The sequence below is a fragment of the Pseudomonas sp. B2M1-30 genome, assembly GCF_025447575.1.
In the GTDB taxonomy this organism is placed as follows: domain Bacteria; phylum Pseudomonadota; class Gammaproteobacteria; order Pseudomonadales; family Pseudomonadaceae; genus Aquipseudomonas; species Aquipseudomonas botevensis.
This window is the reverse complement of sequence record NZ_JAOEJT010000005.1, coordinates 1-22,936: the sequence shown is the minus strand read 5'-3', so window position 1 is coordinate 22,936 and position 22,936 is coordinate 1. Positions and strand designations below refer to the sequence as shown.

22 protein-coding genes and 2 tRNA genes are annotated in these 22,936 nt (G+C 50.3%); 11 read left to right on the top strand and 13 right to left on the bottom strand.

Annotated features, from left to right (window positions below; translation table 11 throughout):
• Positions 1-188: 188 nt before the first annotated feature.
• Positions 189-881 (bottom strand): HAMP domain-containing sensor histidine kinase, encoded by a 693-nt coding sequence (locus N8H74_RS11950; protein WP_262147763.1) that lies wholly within the window; start codon positions 879-881, stop codon positions 189-191.
• Positions 878-2,482 (bottom strand): tetratricopeptide repeat-containing response regulator, encoded by a 1,605-nt coding sequence (locus N8H74_RS11945; RefSeq protein ID WP_262147761.1) that lies wholly within the window; start codon positions 2,480-2,482, stop codon positions 878-880. The genes N8H74_RS11950 and N8H74_RS11945 overlap by 4 nt, the downstream gene beginning before the upstream one ends.
• A 246-nt stretch (positions 2,483-2,728) precedes the next feature.
• Here N8H74_RS11945 and N8H74_RS11940 point away from each other — a divergent pair, with 246 nt between their 5' ends.
• The gene (locus tag N8H74_RS11940; RefSeq protein WP_262147759.1) at positions 2,729-4,090 is read left to right on the top strand and encodes a lysozyme inhibitor LprI family protein; all 1,362 of its coding nucleotides are present in this window, start codon (positions 2,729-2,731) and stop codon (positions 4,088-4,090) included.
• A gap of 224 nt (positions 4,091-4,314) precedes the next feature.
• Positions 4,315-5,529: a site-specific integrase gene (locus tag N8H74_RS11935; protein ID WP_262147757.1), complete on the top strand. Its 1,215-nt coding sequence runs from the start codon at positions 4,315-4,317 to the stop codon at positions 5,527-5,529.
• Here N8H74_RS11935 and N8H74_RS11930 read toward each other — a convergent pair.
• A complete protein-coding gene (locus N8H74_RS11930; RefSeq protein WP_262147756.1) occupies positions 5,526-6,074 on the bottom strand; it encodes a hypothetical protein in 549 nt (182 codons plus the stop codon). The genes N8H74_RS11935 and N8H74_RS11930 overlap by 4 nt on opposite strands.
• A gap of 153 nt (positions 6,075-6,227) precedes the next feature.
• On the opposite strand from N8H74_RS11930, the gene N8H74_RS11925 reads away from it, so the two are divergent.
• Positions 6,228-6,428 carry a helix-turn-helix domain-containing protein gene (locus N8H74_RS11925; protein ID WP_262147754.1) on the top strand — a complete coding sequence of 67 codons (201 nt, stop codon included), beginning with the start codon at positions 6,228-6,230 and terminating at the stop codon, positions 6,426-6,428.
• A 242-nt stretch (positions 6,429-6,670) separates the two neighbouring features.
• Here the strand turns inward: N8H74_RS11925 and N8H74_RS11920 are convergent, their stop codons facing one another.
• Complete coding sequence (locus N8H74_RS11920; RefSeq protein WP_262147752.1) at positions 6,671-7,318, bottom strand: recombinase family protein; 648 nt, start codon at positions 7,316-7,318, stop codon at positions 6,671-6,673.
• Between the two features lie 460 nt (positions 7,319-7,778).
• Here N8H74_RS11920 and N8H74_RS11915 point away from each other — a divergent pair, with 460 nt between their 5' ends.
• Complete coding sequence (locus N8H74_RS11915) at positions 7,779-9,761, top strand: ATP-binding protein (RefSeq protein ID WP_262147750.1); 1,983 nt, start codon at positions 7,779-7,781, stop codon at positions 9,759-9,761.
• Entirely contained in the window at positions 9,754-10,953 is a 1,200-nt protein-coding gene (locus tag N8H74_RS11910; RefSeq protein WP_262147748.1) for a hypothetical protein, read from the top strand. The genes N8H74_RS11915 and N8H74_RS11910 overlap by 8 nt, the downstream gene beginning before the upstream one ends.
• Here N8H74_RS11910 and N8H74_RS11905 read toward each other — a convergent pair.
• From N8H74_RS11905 to N8H74_RS11895, 3 genes are all read right to left on the bottom strand, one after another.
• Positions 10,908-12,053, bottom strand: a complete 1,146-nt coding sequence (locus tag N8H74_RS11905; protein WP_262147746.1) for a DNA cytosine methyltransferase — start codon at positions 12,051-12,053, stop codon at positions 10,908-10,910. The two genes, N8H74_RS11910 and N8H74_RS11905, sit on opposite strands and share 46 nt — an antisense overlap.
• 69 nt (positions 12,054-12,122) lie before the next feature.
• On the bottom strand, positions 12,123-12,944 hold the full coding sequence (locus N8H74_RS11900) for a hypothetical protein (protein ID WP_262147744.1): 822 nt from the start codon (positions 12,942-12,944) through the stop codon (positions 12,123-12,125).
• A gap of 379 nt (positions 12,945-13,323) precedes the next feature.
• Positions 13,324-13,545, bottom strand: a complete 222-nt coding sequence (locus tag N8H74_RS11895; RefSeq protein WP_262147742.1) for a helix-turn-helix transcriptional regulator — start codon at positions 13,543-13,545, stop codon at positions 13,324-13,326.
• 180 nt (positions 13,546-13,725) lie between these two features.
• On the opposite strand from N8H74_RS11895, the gene N8H74_RS11890 reads away from it, so the two are divergent.
• A complete protein-coding gene (locus N8H74_RS11890; protein ID WP_262147740.1) occupies positions 13,726-14,859 on the top strand; it encodes a hypothetical protein in 1,134 nt (377 codons plus the stop codon).
• A gap of 219 nt (positions 14,860-15,078) precedes the next feature.
• Positions 15,079-15,543 (top strand): hypothetical protein, encoded by a 465-nt coding sequence (locus N8H74_RS11885; protein ID WP_262147738.1) that lies wholly within the window; start codon positions 15,079-15,081, stop codon positions 15,541-15,543.
• A gap of 206 nt (positions 15,544-15,749) precedes the next feature.
• Here N8H74_RS11885 and N8H74_RS11880 read toward each other — a convergent pair whose 3' ends face one another.
• The 3 genes from N8H74_RS11880 to N8H74_RS11870 all read right to left on the bottom strand — a co-directional run bounded on the left by N8H74_RS11880 (position 15,750) and on the right by N8H74_RS11870 (position 18,309).
• The gene (locus N8H74_RS11880) at positions 15,750-16,469 is read right to left on the bottom strand and encodes a protein phosphatase 2C domain-containing protein (protein ID WP_262147736.1); all 720 of its coding nucleotides are present in this window, start codon (positions 16,467-16,469) and stop codon (positions 15,750-15,752) included.
• Positions 16,470-16,472: 3 nt separating this feature from the next.
• A complete protein-coding gene (locus N8H74_RS11875; RefSeq protein ID WP_262147734.1) occupies positions 16,473-17,798 on the bottom strand; it encodes a serine/threonine-protein kinase in 1,326 nt (441 codons plus the stop codon).
• A gap of 434 nt (positions 17,799-18,232) precedes the next feature.
• Positions 18,233-18,309 (bottom strand) — tRNA-Arg (locus N8H74_RS11870).
• A gap of 284 nt (positions 18,310-18,593) precedes the next feature.
• Here N8H74_RS11870 and N8H74_RS11865 point away from each other — a divergent pair.
• Complete coding sequence (locus N8H74_RS11865; protein WP_262147732.1) at positions 18,594-18,824, top strand: hypothetical protein; 231 nt, start codon at positions 18,594-18,596, stop codon at positions 18,822-18,824.
• A gap of 20 nt (positions 18,825-18,844) precedes the next feature.
• Positions 18,845-19,024, top strand: a complete 180-nt coding sequence (locus N8H74_RS11860; RefSeq protein ID WP_217832955.1) for a PA3371 family protein — start codon at positions 18,845-18,847, stop codon at positions 19,022-19,024.
• Here N8H74_RS11860 and phnN read toward each other — a convergent pair.
• Positions 18,999-19,568: a phosphonate metabolism protein/1,5-bisphosphokinase (PRPP-forming) PhnN gene (gene phnN / locus N8H74_RS11855; protein WP_262147730.1), complete on the bottom strand. Its 570-nt coding sequence runs from the start codon at positions 19,566-19,568 to the stop codon at positions 18,999-19,001. The two genes, N8H74_RS11860 and phnN, sit on opposite strands and share 26 nt — an antisense overlap.
• 389 nt (positions 19,569-19,957) lie before the next feature.
• On the opposite strand from phnN, the gene N8H74_RS11850 reads away from it, so the two are divergent.
• On the top strand, positions 19,958-20,284 hold the full coding sequence (locus tag N8H74_RS11850) for an Arc family DNA-binding protein (protein ID WP_003178899.1): 327 nt from the start codon (positions 19,958-19,960) through the stop codon (positions 20,282-20,284).
• A 125-nt stretch (positions 20,285-20,409) separates the two neighbouring features.
• Here the strand turns inward: N8H74_RS11850 and mgtE are convergent, their stop codons facing one another.
• Entirely contained in the window at positions 20,410-21,852 is a 1,443-nt protein-coding gene (gene mgtE, locus N8H74_RS11845; protein WP_217832953.1) for a magnesium transporter, read from the bottom strand.
• Positions 21,853-22,173: 321 nt separating this feature from the next.
• Here mgtE and N8H74_RS11840 point away from each other — a divergent pair, with 321 nt between their 5' ends.
• Positions 22,174-22,692 (top strand): cell envelope protein SmpA, encoded by a 519-nt coding sequence (locus tag N8H74_RS11840; RefSeq protein ID WP_262147728.1) that lies wholly within the window; start codon positions 22,174-22,176, stop codon positions 22,690-22,692.
• 19 nt (positions 22,693-22,711) lie between these two features.
• On the opposite strand, the gene N8H74_RS11835 is transcribed toward N8H74_RS11840, so the two are convergent.
• A tRNA-Arg gene (locus tag N8H74_RS11835) sits at positions 22,712-22,788 on the bottom strand.
• Between the last annotated feature and the right edge of the window lie 148 nt (positions 22,789-22,936).

Below are 22,936 nucleotides of genomic sequence, written 5' to 3'. Positions count from 1 at the left end.
CATTCAATCTCATCAATGCCCGTCAATCGCTGCGCGAGTGAACGCTGGCCATCGGTTGTCATGACGCAATCCTTGTTATTGTGCGAGCCGCGAACGGCGACCCGACAACATAGGCATCAGCCGCGCGGAAATTCAAGCCGCGCCAAACAAAAACCCAAACGACACGAACGACTTATACGCAGACAGCGTCAGGGCAGGTAGAGACTGAACACACCGCCGCCCAACGGCCCGCCATTGCGGATCTCGGTACGCCCGCCAATGCCGTTGCGCTGATGCAGCGCCGCGATACGCCCCGCGAAGTACAGGCCCAGCCCGGTGCTGCCGCTGCTGTGATTGATGCCCTGCATGTATTCGGACTGCCGCTCGAGCATGTCCGCCGGATAACCGTCGCCATCATCGTTGATGCTCAGCACCAACTGCCCGGCTTCGTCGCTGACAGTGATCAGCAGCGATTCGCGGGCATAACGGATCGCGTTGTTGATGCAATTGCCCAGCACCGAGGCGATCAGTTCACGGTCGAAGAAACCCAGCGGACTCAGCGGATCGACTTCATAAGTGGCAATGATCCCGCGACTGGCGAACACCTCTTGATGCGCCGCCAGTTGTGCCTCGATGAAGTCGTCCAGCTCGTGATAGGCCGGCTGCAGCGGCATCTGGTTCACGCCGAGCTTATACAGCCCGAGCAACTGCACCAGCATGCCGTTGAGATGGGCGAACTCGAAGTCGATCACGCCCTGCTCCGCGCCTTCGCGCTGCGCTTCGGGCAGGCGTGCGAGCCATTGGCTGTGGGCCTGGGTCAGCATCGCCAGGGAGTTCTTCATGTCATGCACGGTGGAGGCGATCACCGTGGAGAAATCCAGTGCCTGCTCGTCTTGGTTCATTCGCCAAACGCCTTGCTTTTCAGCTTCTGATAACGCGGATAACGCGCGTCGGTGTCGGGCATCAGGCCGACCGTTTTCAGGCAGGCCCGACATTCTTCCAGCTCCGCCGAGGGCACACTGGTGTCGGTGCCGTGCAGCAGCGATTGCGCCATGTTCAGCGCAATACTGATGTTCTTCGGTTGCATCTTCAGCGCCTTGCGGAACACCTCGCGGGCCTCCACCAGATTGCCGGTCTTGTACACCCGCACACCCTGCCGGTTGAGATCGGCGGCAGCGTTGCTCGAACTGAGGATAGCCGGGTCATCGGTGAGCTTGGCGATGTCTTTCATCACCGCCGGGTCATCGCCGTAGATTTCCGCACAGCTCTTGAGCATCGACGTACCGGCCTCGGCCTGGCCGAGCATCTGCAATTGCTTGGCGACCAGCAATGCCGCTTCCGGACTCATGAACTGCTCCATGCCGTCGAGGCGCAGCAGCGCCTGTTCGGTGAGCTTGTCGGCGGTTTCGGCATCATTGAGCAGCAGACTGGTGGCCTTCATCAGGCGCGCGCGAATCTGCAGGCCGGGGTCGGTCGGGTTTTCCTTGGCCACCGCGCTGAGGGTGGTGTTGATCTCCAGCCGCGTGCGGGTGTCGAGGCCGCGCTCGCTGCCCTTGCTGATCAACGCATGCGCCAGGCCCAGGTTGCTTTCCGGATCCTTGAACCGCGACTGCGCCCCCTGCGTCACTGCCTGACGATAGGCGCGCGAGGCGGTATCGAAATCTTCGTTGGCCATCGCCAGCTTGCCGAGCAACGCCTGACGACGCACCGCCAGCGGCGACAGGCGAATCGCCTCTTCGAGCACTTGCTGCGCGCCCTTGGTATCGCCCTCGGAAACCAGCACGTCGGCCATGCCGTCATACAGCGCCGGCATCATCGGGAACACCTTCAAGGCTTTTTCGTACACGCCCTTGGCCTGCGCCACTTGCCCACGCTTGAACAGCAACTTGCCCAGCCCGGCAAACGCCCACGGCAACGGCCGATCGGCAATGATGCTGTCGTAGAGACGCTCGAGCGCCTCGTTCTGGTTCATGTCACGCAGCGCATCGGCGCGGTAGCGCAGGCACAGCGGCGAATAGCGGATGTCCTGCTTGCACAGGGCAATGCAGGCATTGAGCACCTCGACCGGTTTACCCCGGTCGAGGGCTTGCAGAATCGGTTTGAGCAACGTCTTGCGCTGCTCCAGACGCTCCAGGCGCTGAGCCAGCCCGGAACGGTTGAACGGCTTGGTCAGATAGGCATCCGGCTCATGCTCCAGGGCACTGAGCACCATTGCCTGGCTGGTCTCGGCGGTGACCATCACGAACACTGCTTCGTGACTGATCAACTTTTCCAGCATCAAGTCTTCCAGCACCTGCTGGCCGTTTTTCTTGCCGTCGCCGAGATGGAAATCCTGCAGGATGAAATCATAGGACTTCTGCGAACACATCTTCAGCGCCTGCTCACCGGTGTCGGCGGTATCCACATCCTTGACGCCCAACTCACGCAACATCGAGCGCACGGAACTGCGGAAATCCGAGAAATCATCGACGATCAGAAAACTCTTTTGGTGATACGACGACATCGAGCATTTCCAGGCAATTGAAGAGGATGGACCAAGGGCTTTCCACAGGCGCGCAGATGATAGCTGGAGGCCAAATGCTATCAAGCGATTTCGTGCGACTCTGAAGTCACCGAATGGGTTATCGGCCGGAACAGGGGTTCTCTTGAAGCGGGGGTTCAAGATTCGTTGCGTGAGGATTACCCTGCGCAGCTGTTTTGGTTTTTCAACGTCAGGGATTGAATTGTGTATAGCAAGGGACGCTACATCGTGTCGGTGATTACGCTGGTGTTTGCCCAACTCGCACCGGCGGCGGGAATGGACTGCAGCAAAGCGGCGAGTGCCGTCGAGAATACGATTTGCGCGCAAAAACCGCTGTATGAACTGGATGTGCAGATGGGGTCGGCTTACCGGAAATTGATGAAGGCTACCCCGCTGACGCAGACCGAACTCAAGAAGACCCAGCGCCAATGGCTTAAAACGCGCAATGAATGCGCCGACGACGTCAACTGTTTGAGCCAACAATACCAAGAGCGTTTGCAGATATTGCATATGCAGTGGGTCGAGGCTGTCGCCTATCAGCCCGACCATATCGACAAACAAGTCATGCAGGACCTACAACAGCGTATTCAGGACACAGGCAAGAACCATCCAGAATTTGCCCTCGAAAAGGCACTTGGCGCCTTTGCAACAGAGGACGGTACAACCTCCTTCTCCGGCGATCCTGCTGACGACAGCGCTTACGATCACACACTATTTCCAAAAAACATGCCCAAGGGCGTCACCCCGGATGAATGGACAGCGCTCAACGCTTCCGGACTGGACGCAGATGCAGAGCAAGGCCAAGCCCAATACACATTGATAGATCTGGACGGCGACGGCCAACGCGACCTGTTCATTTCAACCTACACCGGTGGAACAGGCCTGTTCAGTTTTTATGAAACGCTGCGACGTGATGCAGACCGGTTCACAAGGAGACTGGCACCCTACGATCCAGAAGCAAGCGCTGGCAGTTCGTTGTTCTCCACCAATGATCGCGGGGCCAACCAGTCAGCCGGATGGATCAAGTCTCACGGAAGAATGTATCTGGTCTACCGCAACGGCTCATACGGCGTTGACCAGGTTTATCTGCTCAATCCCCTGAAGATCAACAGCCAGATTCCGACAATCACGGTTCGTTATGATTACCAACTGACTGTGCCTCGCACGCAGCATCATCAGGAAGACGATAGCGCCTACGAACTGGAGCCTGATTTGCAAAAGGCACTCACCAGCGCCTTGATCAAATCGAATGCTGGCAAACCTCTTCAGCCCCCCTCGCAGACGGCCCCCCTCTGCCCCATTCCTGCATCTGGAGCCGGCGGCGATGACTACTACAGCTATGGCGCGAGTTACTACACGATGGAATCGGTCACGGACATGTCAGTCATCATCGACAACGAGTGCTTTATCGCAAGGCTGAACAACTGGTTCGGCAGCTATAGCGAGAAAGGCGGACTGCCGGCACTGCTGACATTGCGCAAACCGGATTCCGAGGAATCAGTACAAAGCTACTCGGTCAACGGCCGCCGACATATCACACAGGTCAGCACCTCGATTGGCAGAGCTGAAAATGGGGCTGAGATTTTCTAAGCAAAAGGCGTAAAAAAGCCCCGCCAGACTTCTCTGCGCGGGGCTTTTCAATAGATGGTGTCCCAGGGCAGGTTCGAACTGCCAACCTTCCCCTTAGGAGGGCCAATTTGAGACCAGTAGATAAAGGTAGAAACCAGTGATTACGGGACTTACAGTCCGGTTGCGTCCGATAAAACAGCTCCGTATAGTGTTTTTTGCACCCACAATGCACCCACGGAGATCAGGTGAAAGAAAAGCTAACCGGCAAACTACTGTCATCCTTGGAAGTCACCGGCAAGGAGTATGAGGTCCACGATACCATCGTGATAGGCCTATACGTACGTGTAACGGCGGCCGGGGCTAAGTCGTATATTGTCAGGTGGGGACGCGCACGCAAAAAAGCGCTGGGACGAGTCGGTATCCTTACACTCGACCAAGCCCGCCAAGAAGCGACTCAATACTTATATGAAGCGCGCAAACACGGCGAGCCTCTGGCAGTCACCCACGGCCGGAAAGGTACTGCCCTCCCCTCGCTACGCGAGTTCATCGACGAAACCTATATGCCGTGGTTCAAAACTCACCACAAGGGCCACGAAAAAACGTTGCACACCTTGGATAACAATTTCGACCCGATCATGGCTCAGCGGATCGACGCAATCACCGGTCGCGACCTCGACCAGATTCGCACTACTTGGATGCAGACCGGCAACAAGTCTTCGACCGTCAACCGCAAGATGGGCTCAATCAGCGGCGTGTTTAGCCGGGCAGTAGAATGGGAATACATTACCGCCCACCCAATGGCAAAAGTAAAGCAACTCAAGGTCGATTCCATGGGGTTGGTGCGCTACTTGGATGAAGACGAGAACAAGCGCCTACGCGCAGCTCTGGATGCACGACAAGACGAAATGCGTGCCGAACGAGAAAGCGCGAACAAATGGCGCGTAGATCGGGGCCAAGTACAGAAGCAAAGCCTGCTGGGTCTGCACTTTACTGATCACATTAAGCCTATGGTGCTCATCTCGCTGAATTCTGGCATGAGGCGTGGAGAGCTGTTTGACCTCAAATGGTCATCGGTAAACTTCATTACCAAGACCATCACCGTTGCTGGTGACACAACAAAGACTAGCGAAACCCGACACATTCCTATGAATAAGGAAGTCGTAGCCGTACTTGAAGAATGGAAAAAGCAATCAGGGACGGCCGTCTATGTATTTCCAAACCAAGAAGGAGGCCGCTTTGAAGACGTAAAAAGCGCCTGGCTCAAACTACTCGAAAGGGCCAAGGTGATCGGCTTCCGCTGGCACGATATGCGTCACGACTTCGCATCTCGACTAGTAATGGCCGGGGTACCGCTCAACACGGTACGGGACCTGCTAGGGCATGGGGATATCAAGATGACATTGCGTTACGCGCACTTGGCCCCTGGAACCAAGGCGGCTGCCGTAGAACTAATAATCTAGCTTTCAAGTTTTTCCTCGATCATCCTCAGGTAGTCCTCGTACTTGGGCGCAACCAATTTATTTTTCAATCGGAACTCCGCGTAGCCTTCCAGCGATTGCATCTGCCGACTGATTGCATCCAAATCAACCTTGAAATTTCGGTGGTCGTCGGCGTTTGTGATAACGCCCTCCGACTCAAGAAAAATATCTGTATCGCCAGAAAAGAAATCTGTAGACCACAGAATTGCTTCGACGAGAATGTAATCTTTTGGACTCAACGCCTCATCTGCCAAAAAGTACGTCCTGAGTTTTTTCAGGATCGGCTCATCAGGCACGTGAGCCAATTGCAAAGCCTCGAGCAAGGTCCAACTCCCGCCAGACCAAAAACGCTCATCGACAGCCGCATCAACGCCCTGAACCTGAAATTTTGCAGCCGCTTCGGCTATCAGATCTTCCAGTACACGCGTTGATGTCTTCTTGTTTGCATTCGCCAGCCCTTCGAGACAAGCCTTCGAGTTTGCGCTAACGCGCAGGTGAATGGTTTCTACTTTCTTCCTTACGGCCATCGCCACATTCCCAGACGTCTATGGATGCCAGCAAGGTTCCCACATTCCTGGTAGACACACAACACAAACGTGTTGACACCAATGTGGCACCACACTTATCGTGGCGCCACAGATGCAACAGTCGTTGCGTCATGAAGCAGCAGAGGCCACCTTATGAACCAAACCAGCTCCTTAGCACCCATCTCGGTCGGGGTAGAAGATGCAGCACGCTTGATTGGCGTTGCCAGATCCATGTTCTATGAAATGATTAGTAGCGGGGAGATTCAGACATTCAAATTGGGCAGGCGCAGGCTGGTACGAGTGAAAACCCTAGAAGCATTCGTCAAGCGACAAGCTCAGGAAAATAGCCGGTGAGTCTCCGCATAGTAGATCTCGCTGGAAACGTGCTTGGCATACTGGTGTTGCCAGGAACGGTCCTTTTAGCGGATTTGGAAGCCCTTCGCCGCCTCGGAGTTCACAGAGTTGAGTTGGTAACCATTAAGATTACTGAAGGCTCGTCTGATTAGAGGCAGGATCATGGCGGAGACGTGAAAGGCGATTCTGAGATTAGAATCGCCTTTGACATGAGTAACAGGGAGACGGGCAGGATAAAAAGGTCACGCGCCAAGCTCTTTTTTGATTCTGTAAACTGTGGCTTCGCCGACACTTGCAGCTTGGGCAATCTCTTTAATTGTCATGCTCGAAGCAGTTTGACCTTTAAGAAGCTTTTCTACCCGCTGCCATTTCTCGGTGTTCTTCCGTTTCCCTACAGCCTTCCAGGACGGATCAGCTGCCCTCTTGTTGGCGATGCCCTGTCTGATCCGCTCGACACGCTTTTCTTGATCAAGGCGGGCCATCGTCGCCATCAGATCAATGAGCATGTTATTGATCACGTGCATGACAGAACCCGCAATATCACTGCGCCCGCTAGAGTGGTTGTCCAGATGTTCCCAGCTAGTAGGTAAGTCAGCCACCACTAGCCTCAAACCCTTTGAATTGATCGTTCCTTTAAGGGTTTCCCAATCCGTTTGACTGAGCCGGGAAAGGCGATCCACCGACTCAACACACAAAACTTGTCCAGACTCAGCACTGGTCAACAGCCTGTGGAGTTCAGGCCGTTGCAATTTGGTGCCGGAGAAATTGTCTGCATAGATCCCTGCCACCTCATAATTTCGGCTGGCTGCGAAAGCCAGTAAAGCTAGGCGGGCCCGGTTCGCATCCTGATCTTGTGTTGACGCTCGGAGATAGAGGTGTGCTAAGACCATGGGAGGAAACTCTCATTAAGATTTATAAACGTATAGCCCAATGATAATCTATCATTTGGAGATACGCCAATACCTATGTGATAGTAGTCCTTTCTGCTCCTATCATTCTCGTAGCGGTAGACCCTATTGATAGACGCCTTCGATTTAACTTCCGCCCCCTGATACTCAACTCCCGGCGGCAGAAGATGACAAAGGTCTTGCCCAATATCCGCACCGAAAAAGCAGGACGAATGCGGGAAATCGAATTTGCGTACGATAGCTTCTCCAGCCTACGCGCCTCAACGAACCACAACGCTTTTTCAACCCCACACTCTCCGTCACCTCACAGCGCAAAGAATTATCTTGATGTTAAAATGAGATAGAATTATTGTTGAGCAACTAAACTAAAACCCAGCATAACTTTAGTTTGCTGAATATTCTATAAAGCTATTGCACGATCACAGATTAAAAGGATGTTGTGATGGTTGAAAAAATTGACGATGCGCTGCTACTAGCAGAGCAAATCAACAATCTTAAGGAGAATGGCGGGGATTTACCATCACAGTTAACTGTTGATGATCGCGTTCTCGCTAGGATTACAGATGGCATATATAGACGCCCCTCCGCAGCTCTTCGCGAGTTGATCTTCAACGCATATGATGCAGACGCAACTGAAGTCATCATTGACACCGATGCTCCACGTTTCGAGTACATTTCAGTTCGGGACAACGGCCGCGGTATGGACGAGCGGTCGCTAGCCAATTTATTTAAACATATTGGTGGTAGCTCAAAGCGTACCTATAAAGGCATTGAGCTTGGCACTGTCAATCGTGATAATCCTGATCTAACTCCAATGGGACGAAAGCTCATTGGTAAAATCGGGATTGGTATGTTTGCCGTAACGCACCTTACAACGCACTTTCGAGTCATCACCAAACAGAAAGGTCAAACACATCGATTAATTGCTGAAGTCTGGATGAAGACCTGGACTGAAGAAAACCTCCGTAACGCACCAGAAGAGGATGGAGAGTTTATCACTGGTGACGTTGTATTTTCTGTAGAGCCCGCGTCTGACCCGAAAAGTCACGGGACCGAAATCGTACTTTTAGAGATACGAGATCAAACCAAGAACAATTTAAAGTCCGCAGATTTCTGGGAGAACTACCTAGAAACAATAGATGCTACAGACCCAATAGATAAAAAAACCGAGCGAACTCCCCCTGAGTTTCATATAGGATATGTAAGAAAGGGTGACGACCAATTTACTATTCCTCCCCGGATGCCATGGGACGACATTGATGAGGATATTGTAAAGTTTAAAAAGCTTTATGAGCAAGTGGTCGCTGGCACGGGCACAACAACAAAAAACCCAGATATTGAAGAATATCTCGATACTTACTTAGGGATGATTTGGTTATTAAGCCTTGCTGCACCTTTGAAGTATATCGATGAAAACCCACTTTTGTTTTCATCAGAAAAAACAATCGACTTTTATCAGCTTCAAAACAAAGCTAAAAGCCAGGCTGTTCCTTTGGTTTTGCAAAAAAATCAATCTCTGACAGAGGCCATGAAGCTTGAGTCTAATGCTGAAGACCCCTGCGGAGGATTTACGGTTGTAATCGATGGTGTCGAATTAAAGCGCCCTGTTGTATTACCAGATACATTGCTCGGCAATAGAAAAAAAGTCCGAGCAACAAATCCAATGATGTTTGTAGGGAAGGTTAAGACTTCCTTGGGCACCATACCAGCAGACAGAGGGGGCGGCGGGCTAGAATTTGAAGCGTATTTTTATTGGAACTCGCTTATAGTTCCAAAACAGAATAGAGGCGTGCTCATTAGAATAAATAATGCAAGCGGCGTTCTTTATGATGACCGCTTCATGGAATATCAAATCTCCGAATTGAATCGACTTTCTCAGATCACCGCCGAAATTTTTATAGTTCGCGGACTGGACCCTGCATTAAATATTGACCGTGAATCTTTTAACGTAAGCCACCCGCATTATCAGTATCTGACAAAATGGGTTCACGCAGCATTACGACAGGTTACAAACAAACTCAAGGATGTAGGTAAAAAGTCTCGAGACGAGGAAAAGACAACGGTTCGTGCTACTGCGCTGACAGCCGTGGAAACGCACCTAAACAGCGTATGGGAGAGAAAAGGAGACTCATTAACTAACCGACCGGACGTAGTCATTCTTCCCGACTCAAAAACCATCGATATAATTAACCAAAATAAAAAATCCCACCAGGATGCGGAGCTAGTATTTAGCTTAGATAAAGAACGACTAGCGACACTCTCAAAACCAGCCACCCAAGCTCCATTGACCACTATTGAACAGGCAAAGGCCGTTATGGTAGTGCTGTCAGCCTACAGTCTTCTCGACGAAATCACGTACAACCGTCAACAAGACTTGTTTTTGGATATTGTCAACGCTCTGTCGCCGGAGTTAGGCAATGACTAAAGCTGAAGCTCAAGAAGATCCAATGAACAGCGACTTCGACGATGAGTTTGTGGAGGCAATTGTTCCTCCTGAGCCCCCTCCTATTGAGAACCGCACAGTAGCAATTGTCAAACAATTGAGGCCCTGGCATAAACCAAGGAAGCAGTTTGTAAGACGTAGCTGGAGTCATCATATACGCTCTTTAATGCGAACACTTCATATTCCGGCAGACTCTTCGCGTGTTTTCAGATATTTAACTCTGGCCGGACCGGACATGTTGGACATTCGAAATCTTGAGGATGTGACGGTAAAAGCAGGATTCAAACTTAAATATGTTGGTTTCAGCCCGAGAGGCTCAAAAGATGAAGCCGAGATCATCCTTGCTCAAAACCAAATGAGAAGCTATGACTGGATCGATAGAAATTCAGATACATTATGGTATCGTCTGGAAGACATTGCAGCTGGTGATAGATCTACAGCAATGAGAGCAGTCGAAAGTCATGGTCCGTACCATGCAATCAATTTTGACCTCTGTCAAAATATTGCACAAACAAAAGTCGGTGCACCAAGCATTTTAGACGCGTTAATTAGATTAATTAGCCTACAATCTGCTGGCGGAACCGGGTCTTGGCTCTTATTTATAACCACTAAAATAGAGCCTTTAAACACGCCCGACAACAAGGTCGCAGACTTTCTTCAGGCTATCAATTCAAATATAAAGGACTCTGAGGAGTTCAGCGAAGAGTTTATTCAACTTTGCGAACAAGAGGGCATTCCGTACGACGACGCGCTTAACGAGCCAAAAAAATTAACTACGGATGCTTTCGTTAAATTCTTTTGCTTAGGATTCACTAAATGGCTAATTGGCCATTTGTGCACTGCCTATCCAGTAATTGAGCTTTCAATGCAGGGTAGTCATATTTACTCTGTAGAACAGGGCTCAAAGGATATGCTATCACTAGTATACAGGTGCACTCCAGTTATCAGAAAACCGGCCGACCCAAATCCTGTGCGCTCCGTGCGGGAAATTGAAATTGACTCTGGACTGACCGCCATTCGTAGAACTATATCTCTCTGCGATATAGATAATAAGATGGCAGATGAACCTCAGCTACTTGAGGCTCTAACTCATGAAACACACAAACTACTGAAGTCGGCCAATTATGCTCAAGATATAATTTCACTGGCTGTTGAGACAATCGTCACTGCATGACGCCCAACAGCAGGATCATAGGGAAGCTCCTCTAGCAGCGTCAGTTGTATTGATTCTGCTAGAGCCTTCGCCATTGGAGGCGGAACCGCTTCACTAACTTGAGTTATCTGAGATGAAAGCGTTCCGATTAGCTCGTATTCATCAGGGAAACCTTGAAGCCTCATGGCCTCAAGAACACTCAGACGACGAAGACAGTTTGGATGGATATGCACTTCTCTATTGCCGTATGCAACGGTAATACTTGGCTTATGGAGCTCAAGCGTTTTAAAACTTCTGTTTGCACGCTTTCCGGGCTGAAGTGCACCGGGTGTTGTGAATTTCTTTGATTTAGGTTGCATACACCAGTGATTAGGATGGTGCGCGATTTGAGACTTAACCAGGTTTCGCTCGTAATACGTAGGTGGTGGCAAATCACCGATAGCATGACCAACCGTGAGAGTTATGGGGTCACAATCTACTTTTTTTGGTTGCTGCCAGACAACACCGGGATAGAGTTTAGTGTTAATTCCGACCATCAGCAGCCGCTCACGGCTTTGAGGAACACCAAAATCCGTGGCATTTACGATAGTCTCTCGGACATTAAACCCTATATCTTTCAAGTACAACTTGATACTTTCGAAATGTTCTTTGTGATCACCCTCATTTAAACCAGGAACATTTTCAAATGCAAAAAAATGAATAGGAGACCTCTCATTCAAACTTCTTATAATATCTGCATATACAAAAGGTAAATCATGTCGCGGATCGTTATCTTTCGGGTTTTTATTTGCGCGACTAAAACTTTGGCATGGAGGACCACCAATAATGCCAACAGGGTTGAACTGGCTTCCATGCAACTGATCCAGCATCTCTAATGTGAGATCCCTAACATCAAGGCAATGACCGTTCTTATGAGTTCCGACACGGTTATGATTGTAGGAGGCAATACTGTCCTTACGTATGTCAAAGGCAAGTCCAATATCAAATCCTGCCTTTTCAAAACCTAAGTCAAGCCCGCCGGCACCGCAAAACAAACTGAGTAACATAGAATTCTCGAACAGTGAGGAATCTTCCAAAGGAGATGCCAAATGCGGCGATTTTACTCGAATATAGTTTTTCATTCCACCACTTTCGAAAACATGACCAAATTCAGGAGGTATTTTAAAGTAACCAGCGGAGTACAATCCAAACTACCAAACTGAATGAGCCTTCTCCGGAAACACCAAATATGACATTACCCTCTTCCGAAACTCTTTAACATCTATTACATCCCCTTGCAAAACGTTAAATACACAATTATAAATAATATCCTTTAGCACATACCAATCATCCGCATGTTTTAGCATTGCCTGCCCGTATTTTTGATCTATGATTGGCTCATATTTTACATAAAAATATTTATTATAAGTATGGCTTCGCTTTACTCGCTCAAGCGCCATATACCCTACGATCATTATTTTTCTCAGACGCTTTAGCATCGAGACTCTTTCACCACCGTACGATATAAATCTCGTCAGACCATCAACATATGCAAGATACTTAGACTCGACTACAGGCTGGATGACATATGACCTAAGCTTACAAATCCCTTCCCACTTCTCCTGCAGACTTAAATAGCTGTAACCAATCAACTCATCATATTTACTCGATCCATCTAAACTTACTATTTTCTCAATAACACTGATCTTTTTTGACTTCCGGACTGGACAAACCTCAATATATTTAGATATCACACCTTTCAAATACCTTTCAATCATGACAAGCACTTCATTATTCGTCATTTCGCTTGTCACCTTCCACTTACGCAAAAGCTCACTGTTTTTTATGGACAACCCACCAGATATGTACTTTCTCCCAAACTTTCTGTTTTGATATGTTCCTCCGTAAAATAAGTTCAGGTAATGAAATAGACCTATTGAGCCATCCCCTTTAACCGGCGCTATATGACAAAGCTTGACATCACCTGCAGGTCGGTTTTTAACTAGCTCTATAGTTTCAATGAAGGACTCCAACGTATGCCCCTTCAATATCTGAACAGTTTCAGCTCTTTTACACTGCCTTATCAAATACAACATTTCATCATTTTGAAGCAAATTGGACCGTTTTCTCTCTACGCGCGAAATAAGCGATTTAGTCTTTCTATGGTCATATTTTCTACATCTTGCTGTGCAGTAAATCTGACTGGACCACTGCTTCGACTTATTTGGAATTATCACATTACAATAACGACAGTATTTATTCATAACTACGCCCCTTTAAGGTGTAGTTATCATTTACAGTTTTTAAAGTAAGGCGTCCCCATATCCTGACTAGATCAGATATGCGAATTCGAGAGAGATTAGATTGAACGTGTTGCGTACCGATAAAACTGATACGCAGCATATTGAAACGTTATTCGATTTCCGAAAACAACTCTGAAAGGTCGACTTTGAGCGCGTCGGCGAGCACTTTTATCGCATCCAGACTCGGATTTGCACCACCGGTCTCGATCCTTGACATGTAAGTGCGAGCGAAGCCGCACTTGTCCGCAAAGGCTTCTTGGGTCATGCCAGTGGCAAGACGAAGCTCACGTACTCGATGACCGAAGCGATGACGTAGGGAGGAATTTTGCATTCCCACATCGTGTGCTGATGTGATCTAATCGTGAACACACTAATCGTGACATCGGAGCCTTTTCGGCTGCTTATGGCAGAAGCTAAGGCTTCTAAGTCTGCTTAAGGGATGTGGGAGTGGGTGGGGGGCCAAGCCGCTATTCCCATTCTCGGGGTTGTTTCAGATAGGAGATCTTTCAGAATGGTAATTCACCCCGCAACGGCGCTTGTACTGGCAGTGGTTGCCTGCAATTCAATAGCTGCGAGCTTCGACTGTACCAAGGCCAGCAATTTTGCCGAAAAGGAAATTTGCCGCGACGGCTACCTTTCTGGTCTCGACACTTCTCTTGCTCAAAACTACAAGGCTGCGTTGCTGAAGGCTCCTGACCGGCAGGACGCTATTATCCAGTCCCAGCGTGAGTGGCTTATCACTAGAAACCAGTGCACCACACAAAAATGCCTCGATATAGCAATGGAAGATCGATTCAAGGCAATTGAAGACTTTACGAGGGCTGAAGTAGAGCGAAAACTGGAATTAGAACAGCAACAGCAAGTAGCCAAATCTCAAGCCGAGGACGCTGATCGAGCTCGACGCAAACACGAGGCATATGTAGCAGAAGAGCAAGCTTATCAACAGCGGCGGAAGGCGGCGCAGCAGCAGGCCGCTTATTCTCAGGCGAACGCTGTATCTACCCCATCTACCTATCAAACATCGGCTTATCAGACGGCACCACAACAGCAACGTCAATTCGCAGAAACTCATGAGGAAACGCTTTGGCAAAAAATATTCGGTATCTTATGGAAGTTCTCATTGATAGTAGCGATTATAATATCTTGCTGGGCAGTCAAGAAGCACCGCAATAAGGAAGTCACTATCTACAATAACTATACAGATGCAACGATCACCAATTTGCTGCCAGTCACTGGCTGGGTTTTTGGCCTTTTTTGTGGTTGGCTTGGGCTGCCTCATCAAGTGTACCAAGTGTGTGTAGTTACAGGTTTATTATTGGCGGTATTCTTCGCAGTATATACAGCAATCAAAAGTAATCGTGGCAGTCTAAACATTCTACTAAGCATAGTCGCTAAGTTAACTTTTGCATCTCTGTTCTACGTGATTATGATGATCTTGATACTTTCATTTTTTGGTGGAGCCCGAAGAAAAGGTGAATCCCTAACACAGGCAGAGGCGCGACAACGCAGAGAATCAAGAAATGCAAGAATAAAGATAGTAGCTGTGTCTGCCGGATATACCCTCTTCACCGCCTGGCTTTGCCGTCGGAGTGAGTTCACGCCTTTATCTGAATGCTTAGAATTTGACCCTCCATACTCTGCATGAGCCCCCATGAAAGTCATTATATAAATATCTACGTGACTCTCTGGTTCGGGCGTCATAAACGCCGAGGAGGTTGAGGGGCAGGATGAAAAGGACGCACTGTGAGCAGTAAGTAATTACTGCCTGAAACTTGTCTACGTAGTTCACGAGCAAAAAGTAAAAGGCCCCTCTGAGCAATCCAGAGCAGTGCCTTTTGTAGAGCTTTCAAAAAAAGGAAATCTTATGCACATACTGAAATATCTAGCTGTTGCTGCAATCACAAGCACCTCCACATTTGCATTTTCTCAGCAGTTAACCTACTTCTCATACCAAGAAGGCGGATATGCTGGAAGAATGCTTGTTGCGAACGAATTAGCGTTCGGTAATCCAGTGCAACCTATCGTTGTTCACATTCAGACTGTAGATACTAGTACTCATCACGAATGTGATGTTTGGGCTATGGAAAATACTGTAGCTAGGATCCAGTCAAATGAAAAAATATCCACATCAATGCGGGTTGTAGATGAACATAAAAATCCTAATGGTGAGGCTTTTGATGTGGTGCTCGGAAAGTCAGCAGCGGTAATTACTTCGGCCGCTCCAAGTGAAAACTGCGGCGTTTCGGCGATGTTTTCCGGCCACTGGGTGCGCGTTCAAGAGGACGGCTCCAGGGAGGGCGAACCGGAAAGCGAGCAAGATGCTATGTGAGTAGTGGGCGATCTCCAATATAGAAGATCCCAATCGACTACGTGTTAGCTAGTCAACGACAGCGTAAAAGGCCCCGCCTGAAATTTCCAGAGCCGGGGCTTTTTTCTAGAGCATTAATATTAGCATCACCGAAGCATGCTCTGTACGCGATCAATTGTGCTATTTAGATATACTTATGAACCAGTTACGCTTATCACTAAAACTCTTTAAACTAACTCTTCATCTTTTGCACCAGACACCTCCACTCCGACAAGGGTGTAGTTGTCCTTAGTGCGCCCCTCAATAACGCATCTTATGATAGCGTCACAATATTCCTGGAGACTAGAATATGACAAAGACAAGTCTCTGAAATATTTTTTTGGGATCACAGAATAAACCCCATCCGTCATAACCAAGAGGCGATCACCGTCAGCCACTTCTAGCTCAAACTCCTGGAAAACAAATTTGGCCATGGTTCCGACTGCACTATAGAGCACATTTCGTCGGGGATACGTACTTGCCTCTGACTTAGTAAGCTTACCCGATAGAAGAAGCCTTGCAACTTCCGAGTGATCTTTGGTGACTTGTTGCACTCCGTTTTTCCTGAGAAGGTAAACTCTGCTATCACCACTATGCACTCCGTAGGCTTTATTTCCACAGAGCACTAAACAAGTAAGTGTCGTTGCCATACCGGTCAAGTCTGGATTTTTCGAAGCTAGCTCCAGTATCACATTATGCGTACTAATTATGGCTTCTTTCGGCGAAAAACCATTCTTGACTGCGGCCATGAAGTTTTCACAGGCTTTTCGTGATGCAGTTTGCCCTCCCTTATTGCCACCCACGCCATCTGCGACAACAAGATAGAGGCTGCCAGAAACATTTTCAACCAGGAAAAAGTCCTGATTTTGCTCTCTGGGCCCCTTATCTGTCTGGGAAAATACCATCATAAATTACACCGGGCAGATTTGTGTTAACGTTGATACAATGCTCGGGTGCAAAGACGCTCTTTCCACTCCAATGGAGTTTTCCATGTGAGCTATCATTCGGCACGCCTTATGACCTAGCACACGTAGTTCTAAAGCGAGACGATTAGCAATCCGAGTATCAAGTGTTGGTTTGCATACGTTGTGAAACTTTTGCTCAACATACCAACGATTGTGACTCGTGCCCATCTCGAGATACGCCAAAAGAACTTCAACTTGGCAGTCGATATTTTCTGTAGTAAAAAAACGTGAAAGACGATTTGCGATGCCGTCACATTCATTGAAATCAAAGTAACTATCTTTGACCCACTTTGCATACTCAACACCAAGTCGACTAGCAAGGTCTGGGCTAAGCAGAATTAATTCATCAATACGGGCTATCGAAATAGTGGAAAGTAGCGCACGGATATCACTTGAAGAGGATTCATCTTCGACCTTCTCGACAATAGTTCTCCACGCCTGCTGAGTCAAAGGAGAGTTATTCTTCAAAAGGTCTATCAGTGCCGCGACTTGCGCTTGAGCAACCACTACAGGCGCTTGCCCTACAGAGAGAATGGCATCTCTCAAAGCAGCTACACTTTGGAAGCGTCGATTAGGCTCTCGTCTAGTACAGCAACGCATTATGTCTGCGTAGGGACCGATTTCTTGAATTTCAGAGCACGGAATCCGATCGTCGACCCCGAAAAGGTCGTGGAGTATACAGCCAGCCGAATATATGTCTGACATCGCAGATGCACGACGCAAGTCAGCAACTATCTCTGGCGCAGTATAGTAGTCCGATCCCATCCTCATCCCTGTCTGTGTAAGAACGGACAGTTGAGTATCTCTCAATGATATAAGACCGAAATCACTTATGACATAAGCAGCACCATCGTTGAAATTAAGCTTTAGTACGTTTTGTGGTTTCAGATCCCTATGCGTAATTCCTACGCTGTGCAAATACTCTAGCCCAGCAAGTATATCCATCATAACGGCGATCGGATTTCCGCCCAACGTTTGATCTAAGCGCAGGTCTTTGTCAAGGGTAGACGCAGCCACGGGCATCAAAAACCAAGGAGGATTATCTGCCAACTGAGAGTGCAGCACTGGCATGATGTTACGATGTTGTAGGTTAGCTTGGACGCTAGCCTCGCGAATGAAGCGGCTCCTAATATTAGGAACTAGCTCATCAGGAAAACTGGCAGGCTGATTGTTGCTGAAGGTCTTCCTGGCAAAAGCGTTCCCATTTAGATCCCTAACGAGGTCGACGTTACCAAACCCACCGCTTCCTATGCGACTCTCAAAATTCAACATTTTTTGGGCTCCCCCCCAGAGTAGTTTGCACAATATACCCGCCTGAGGAGGACTTTTCATTGACCACGAGGAAGTGAGATGTGAATAGTTATCTCGGATTCCCCCGGTCAGACCTCTATCGACCTCTGGCAGGCCATGGGAGTCATGCGGATGACCTGTCGCCCACGATTGGATTGACCTACGCCACAGGTATCTGGAGCTACGACGGGGGGAGCCACTCCTATCACTAAACTCTTCGCAGTCCAAAAATATGGGGCTGGCTTCGACATGAGCTCTGCTGCGGCTAATTCTGAATGACTAGCACGATGCTCGCTTTCGCTTCCAAGGTTAGGGTTGAGCAAAACCTCCTCTAGTCGGGAGAAGTGACTGCACCCATACTGCACCCACAAACATTCTATTAATGTTGGGTAAAACGCTACAAGCCTTGAATAATATGGTGTCCCAGGGCAGGTTCGAACTGCCAACCTTCCCCTTAGGAGGGGGATGCTCTATCCAATTGAGCTACTGGGACACAAGACTGTCGGTGCGACAGACGGCGTGCATGTTAACGGCAGGCCCCTGATTTGTCATGTCGTCCGTAGGGCTTTTTAAGTGTAGGCAGGCGGCCTGCAATGCTGCGGGATCATTTACCGTGCAATTTGCACTAGCCCGAAAAGCCATCATTGCAGAATGCAATCCGAAGACACTGAAAAACCATTCTAAATGCTTGTTTTTAAAGGACTTAATAGCGGTTAGACTGTTGGCACGTCGGCTGCTTCTCCGGTTCTTATAAAAGAACAAACGGAGATCCGTCTCATGAACAGCACTCTCTTGCTCGCAAACGCTTTGGCTTTGGCGGTTTTGGTTGGCTTTCACTTTGTTCCCGAAAAGGCCGAGCCGGTGGCCCAGCGCATGCCGCACTACCTGCAAGTGCAGAAAGCGCCGCAATGGGCGGTATTGAGCGATCAGAGCGGTTTCGCGCCGCAGACCGTCAATGAGCCTGCGCAGGCCATGTCGACGGGTTCCACCGAACGTCTGGTTTTTTGAATCATCTTCAGGAGTACAACATGTCCAAGTCGGCCGCAGGATTTCTGATCCTTGCCCTGTTGAGCGGCGCCTCGCATTTCTGGCTGTTCGAGGAAACCCAGGTCACGTTGCCCCTGATTGGCTGTGGTGTGTTTGCGATGCTGTTCGTGCTGGCACTGGTGGCTGGGCGCAAAATCAAGTTCGATCCGCTACTGCGTTGAGCCGGATCAAGTCCAGAAGCTGCGTGACGGCGTCCGCCAGGTCGCCGGAGTTATCGATCAAATGCACAGGCTTGTCGGTTGACCTCCTGTCCTTGAACAGAGCGTTGCGGGCGAGTCTTGCATCGATTTGCTCAAGCGTCTCTCGGCCCCGCTTCAGCAGGCGCTCACGCAACACTTCATCCCTGACCGTCAGCAAAACCGGCAACAGCGTCGGGTAGCGATCGAGTGCTTGCCGCAAATTGGCGCGAGAGCCGTTGACCAGCACATGACGACCGCTTTTCAACCATTCGTCGATGTCTGTCGGGATGCCATAGGCAAGGCCATTGGCCTGCCAGGCCAGGGCAAAATCGCCGGCGTGCTGGCGACGCTCGAATTCTTGAGGCGTGACACCGATTGCGTCTTCGCCCACCGATTCCGCTGAGCGAGTGATCACCCGTCGGATGATTTCGCAGTTCAACCCACGCAATGGCTCACGTGCAGCTTCGATCAGGCTGTCCTTGCCCGACCCCGACGGCCCCATCAGATAAACCAGCCTGCCATCCATCCTGAAAACGCCCTCCAGCACGTGTCTGCCCTAGTAAATCGGCCATTTGCCACTATCCTGTACAAGGTAAGGAACAAGGATCGAAGCCGCATAGCATGCACGTTCTGACGCCTTTGGGCATCAACGGACGCGCACTTGGACGCGGTCAGTCATACGGGCCAAGGCAATCTTTTCAAACCAGTCCGCATTTCTGATAATTGGTGCTGGCATTACGCCTTTACCCAGCTCAATATTTGTCACAGAATTGACGCCAATGATCTGGCAATTTTGAGGCATGATGCGGGCCTCTTAACAATTCAGGTTGAACCATTTGGTCCGGATGCTTGTCCTACCACACATCCTGCGGCCAATCCCGAGAACCGCTCCCCTGAACTAACCGGTTTAAATATATGCGCCCATTGAAACAGGCAATTTATTCCAGCCGCACGGCTGACAAGTTTGTCGTACGCCTGCCAGACGGAATGCGTGAACGCATTGCCGAGGTGGCTCGCAATCATCATCGCAGCATGAACTCCGAGATCATTGCTCGCCTCGAGCAGAGTCTCATTCAGGAAGGCGCATTGGGCGAAGAGCTCAGCATGCGTCTGGACAGTCCGGAGCTGTCGTTGCACGAACGCGAGCTGTTGCAACGCTTCCGTCAGCTCTCCCATCGTCAGCAGAATGCGCTGGTGTCGCTGATTGCCCACGACGCCGAAATGGCCGCAGACGCATCCTGATTCGACCCGAACATCTCAAGCCAGCATGAATGCTGGCTTTTTTTTGCCCGGAATTTGACCTCGCTGCTTTTTGCCTCGCGTAAAAAAGCCCGCCAATTGGCGGGCTTTTTCATAAACGAGTTCGGTCAGAGCAGGAAGACTGTCGCCAGCCCCAGGAAGATGAAGAAGCCACCGCTGTCGGTCATCGCCGTAATCATCACACTGGCCCCCATGGCCGGGTCGCGCCCCATTTTTGCCAGGGTCATCGGGATCAACACCCCCATCAGCGCCGCCAGCAGCAGGTTCAAGGTCATCGCCGCCGTCATCACTACACCCAGCGACCAGCTGCCATAGAGCATGTAGGCCACCACGCCGATCACCCCGCCCCACACGAGACCATTGATCAGCGCCACTGCCAGCTCTTTGCGCATCAGGCGCGACGTGTTGCCGGTGCTGACCTGGTCGAGAGCCATGGCGCGAACGATCATGGTGATCGTCTGGTTGCCGGAGTTGCCACCGATACCCGCCACGATGGGCATCAATGCCGCGAGCGCCACCAGTTTCTCGATCGAACCTTCGAACAGACCGATCACCCGGGAAGCGACGAATGCGGTAATCAGGTTGATCGCCAGCCACGCCCAACGGTTGCGCAGGGATTTCCAGACCGAGGCGAAGATATCTTCCTCCTCGCGCAGACCCGCCATGTTGAGGACTTCGGTTTCGCTCTCTTCACGAATCAGGTCGACCATTTCGTCGATGGTCAGACGGCCGATCAGCTTGCCGTTCTTGTCGACCACCGGGGCCGAGATCAAGTCGTAACGTTCGAACGCCTGAGCGGCGTCATAAGCGTCTTCATCCGGGTGAAAACTCACCGGATCACTGGCCATGACGTCCGAAACCTGTTTTTCCGGATCGTTGACCAGCAGGCGCTTGATCGGCAGCACACCCTTGAGCACGCCGTCGTAATCGACCACGAACAATTTGTCGGTATGGCCCGGCAGCTCCTTGAGACGCCGCAGGTAACGCAGAACCACTTCGAGGCTGACATCCTCACGGATGGTCACCATCTCGAAGTCCATCAGCGCACCGACCTGCTCCTCGTCATAGGACAGGGCCGAACGCACGCGCTCGCGTTGTTGCTGGTCCAGCGTCTCCATCAGCTCATGGACGACGTCTCGCGGCAGCTCGGAAGCCAGGTCAGCAAGTTCGTCGGCATCCATGTCCTTGGCCGCAGCCAGGAGCTCGTGATCGTCCATGTCGGCGATCAGCGTTTCACGGACGGAGTCGGATACTTCGAGAAGAATGTCGCCGTCGCGATCGGCCTTGACCAGTTGCCAGAGCGTCAGACGGTCGTCCAGCGGCAAGGCTTCAAGAATGTAGGCGACGTCGGCGGAGTGCAGATCATCGAGCTTGCGTTGCAGCTCGACGAGATTTTGCCGGTGGACGAGGTTCTCGACCCGGTCATGATGCGGGCCTTCCTGGCGGTGAGTCAGGTCTTCGACGACCCGCTGGCGCTGCAGCAACTCGACGACCTGAGCCAGGCGATCCTGCAGGCTTTCCTGTGTTTTCTTTACTTCGATTTCGGACATAGGCGAACTCCACTCCCAGCAGCGGGGCACGCCGGAAGGATCAATCAGTCAATTCATGATTGGTAAAACGGGGTACTGAGTAACTACTGGGTAAGTCCATGGAGGTTTTCCATAAGCCCCGGCGGGGCTGACGGGCGCAATGATACACCGCCTGACGGTTTTAAACGTTAAAAAATCGTGGCTGAAACAAGCGCTTGCGAGACAAACCTGAGCGCTGTCCTGACCCATGCAAGTGCGACGACTTATCCTGAAAAGAAAACACACCGGCAGCGAAAAATGTAGCGACTACCCTTGTGCATGGATCGTCATGGAGGACGCCGAATGCCATCAATCACACCCCGGATTACGCTGACCACCCTGCTCTGCCTGCCGCTCGCTGCGAATGCAACCACCCTGCACCGCTGCCAGGCCGAGGACGGCAGCGTCACCTTCACCACGCTGAGTTGCGCGAACGACGAGCATCTCTCGTTGCACGAAGTACATCCCTACTCGCCGGGCTCGATCATCACGCTGCTGCCCGAAGCCCGACATGAAGAAACATCTGGAATGAAAACCAGAAGCCGGGAAATGAACGTCGCGGGTCAGGCGCAGGATAAATGTGGAAATCTGATCGACGCTCGACAACGCCGCGAAGCCATCATCAATCGTAGAATCATCGTCGGCATGAACCAGCAGGATGTTGAAAGTGCGCTGGGCAAACCGGACAAGGTCAGCCTGCGCAATTCGAGCACGACCTATCGATACGACCTCAAGCGAGGCCGCAGCGCACAAATCGATTTTGACGAGAAAGGATGTGTCACGGGAAAAGCCAAATCCCGGACAGCAAAAAGCCCGCGTTAAACGCGGGCTTTCTGATGTATGGTGCACTCGACAGGATTCGAACCTGTGACCGCTCGGTTCGTAGCCGAGTACTCTATCCAGCTGAGCTACGAGTGCATTTTGTGTTTTTAGACCAGACCACAACTGGCTGAAGCCAAGTTACCTGCATTGCTGCAACCAACTCTTAAATGGTGCACTCGACAGGATTCGAACCTGTGACCGCTCGGTTCGTAGCCGAGTACTCTATCCAGCTGAGCTACGAGTG

Excerpts from the sequence above, each read along its gene's own strand:
- N8H74_RS11950 (WP_262147763.1), bottom strand. The coding sequence starts at position 881 with ATGAACCAAGACGAGCAGGCACTGGATTTCTCCACGGTGATCGCCTCC.
- N8H74_RS11945 (WP_262147761.1), bottom strand. The coding sequence starts at position 2,482 with ATGTCGTCGTATCACCAAAAGAGTTTTCTGATCGTCGATGATTTCTCG.
- N8H74_RS11930 (WP_262147756.1), bottom strand. The coding sequence starts at position 6,074 with ATGGCCGTAAGGAAGAAAGTAGAAACCATTCACCTGCGCGTTAGCGCA.
- N8H74_RS11925 (WP_262147754.1), top strand. The coding sequence starts at position 6,228 with ATGAACCAAACCAGCTCCTTAGCACCCATCTCGGTCGGGGTAGAAGAT.
- N8H74_RS11920 (WP_262147752.1), bottom strand. The coding sequence starts at position 7,318 with ATGGTCTTAGCACACCTCTATCTCCGAGCGTCAACACAAGATCAGGAT.
- N8H74_RS11915 (WP_262147750.1), top strand. The coding sequence starts at position 7,779 with ATGGTTGAAAAAATTGACGATGCGCTGCTACTAGCAGAGCAAATCAAC.
- N8H74_RS11910 (WP_262147748.1), top strand. The coding sequence starts at position 9,754 with ATGACTAAAGCTGAAGCTCAAGAAGATCCAATGAACAGCGACTTCGAC.
- N8H74_RS11905 (WP_262147746.1), bottom strand. The coding sequence starts at position 12,053 with ATGAAAAACTATATTCGAGTAAAATCGCCGCATTTGGCATCTCCTTTG.
- N8H74_RS11895 (WP_262147742.1), bottom strand. The coding sequence starts at position 13,545 with ATGCAAAATTCCTCCCTACGTCATCGCTTCGGTCATCGAGTACGTGAG.
- N8H74_RS11890 (WP_262147740.1), top strand. The coding sequence starts at position 13,726 with ATGGTAATTCACCCCGCAACGGCGCTTGTACTGGCAGTGGTTGCCTGC.
- N8H74_RS11885 (WP_262147738.1), top strand. The coding sequence starts at position 15,079 with ATGCACATACTGAAATATCTAGCTGTTGCTGCAATCACAAGCACCTCC.
- N8H74_RS11880 (WP_262147736.1), bottom strand. The coding sequence starts at position 16,469 with ATGATGGTATTTTCCCAGACAGATAAGGGGCCCAGAGAGCAAAATCAG.
- N8H74_RS11875 (WP_262147734.1), bottom strand. The coding sequence starts at position 17,798 with ATGTTGAATTTTGAGAGTCGCATAGGAAGCGGTGGGTTTGGTAACGTC.
- N8H74_RS11865 (WP_262147732.1), top strand. The coding sequence starts at position 18,594 with ATGAACAGCACTCTCTTGCTCGCAAACGCTTTGGCTTTGGCGGTTTTG.
- N8H74_RS11860 (WP_217832955.1), top strand. The coding sequence starts at position 18,845 with ATGTCCAAGTCGGCCGCAGGATTTCTGATCCTTGCCCTGTTGAGCGGC.
- phnN (WP_262147730.1), bottom strand. The coding sequence starts at position 19,568 with ATGGATGGCAGGCTGGTTTATCTGATGGGGCCGTCGGGGTCGGGCAAG.
- N8H74_RS11850 (WP_003178899.1), top strand. The coding sequence starts at position 19,958 with ATGCGCCCATTGAAACAGGCAATTTATTCCAGCCGCACGGCTGACAAG.
- mgtE (WP_217832953.1), bottom strand. The coding sequence starts at position 21,852 with ATGTCCGAAATCGAAGTAAAGAAAACACAGGAAAGCCTGCAGGATCGC.
- N8H74_RS11840 (WP_262147728.1), top strand. The coding sequence starts at position 22,174 with ATGCCATCAATCACACCCCGGATTACGCTGACCACCCTGCTCTGCCTG.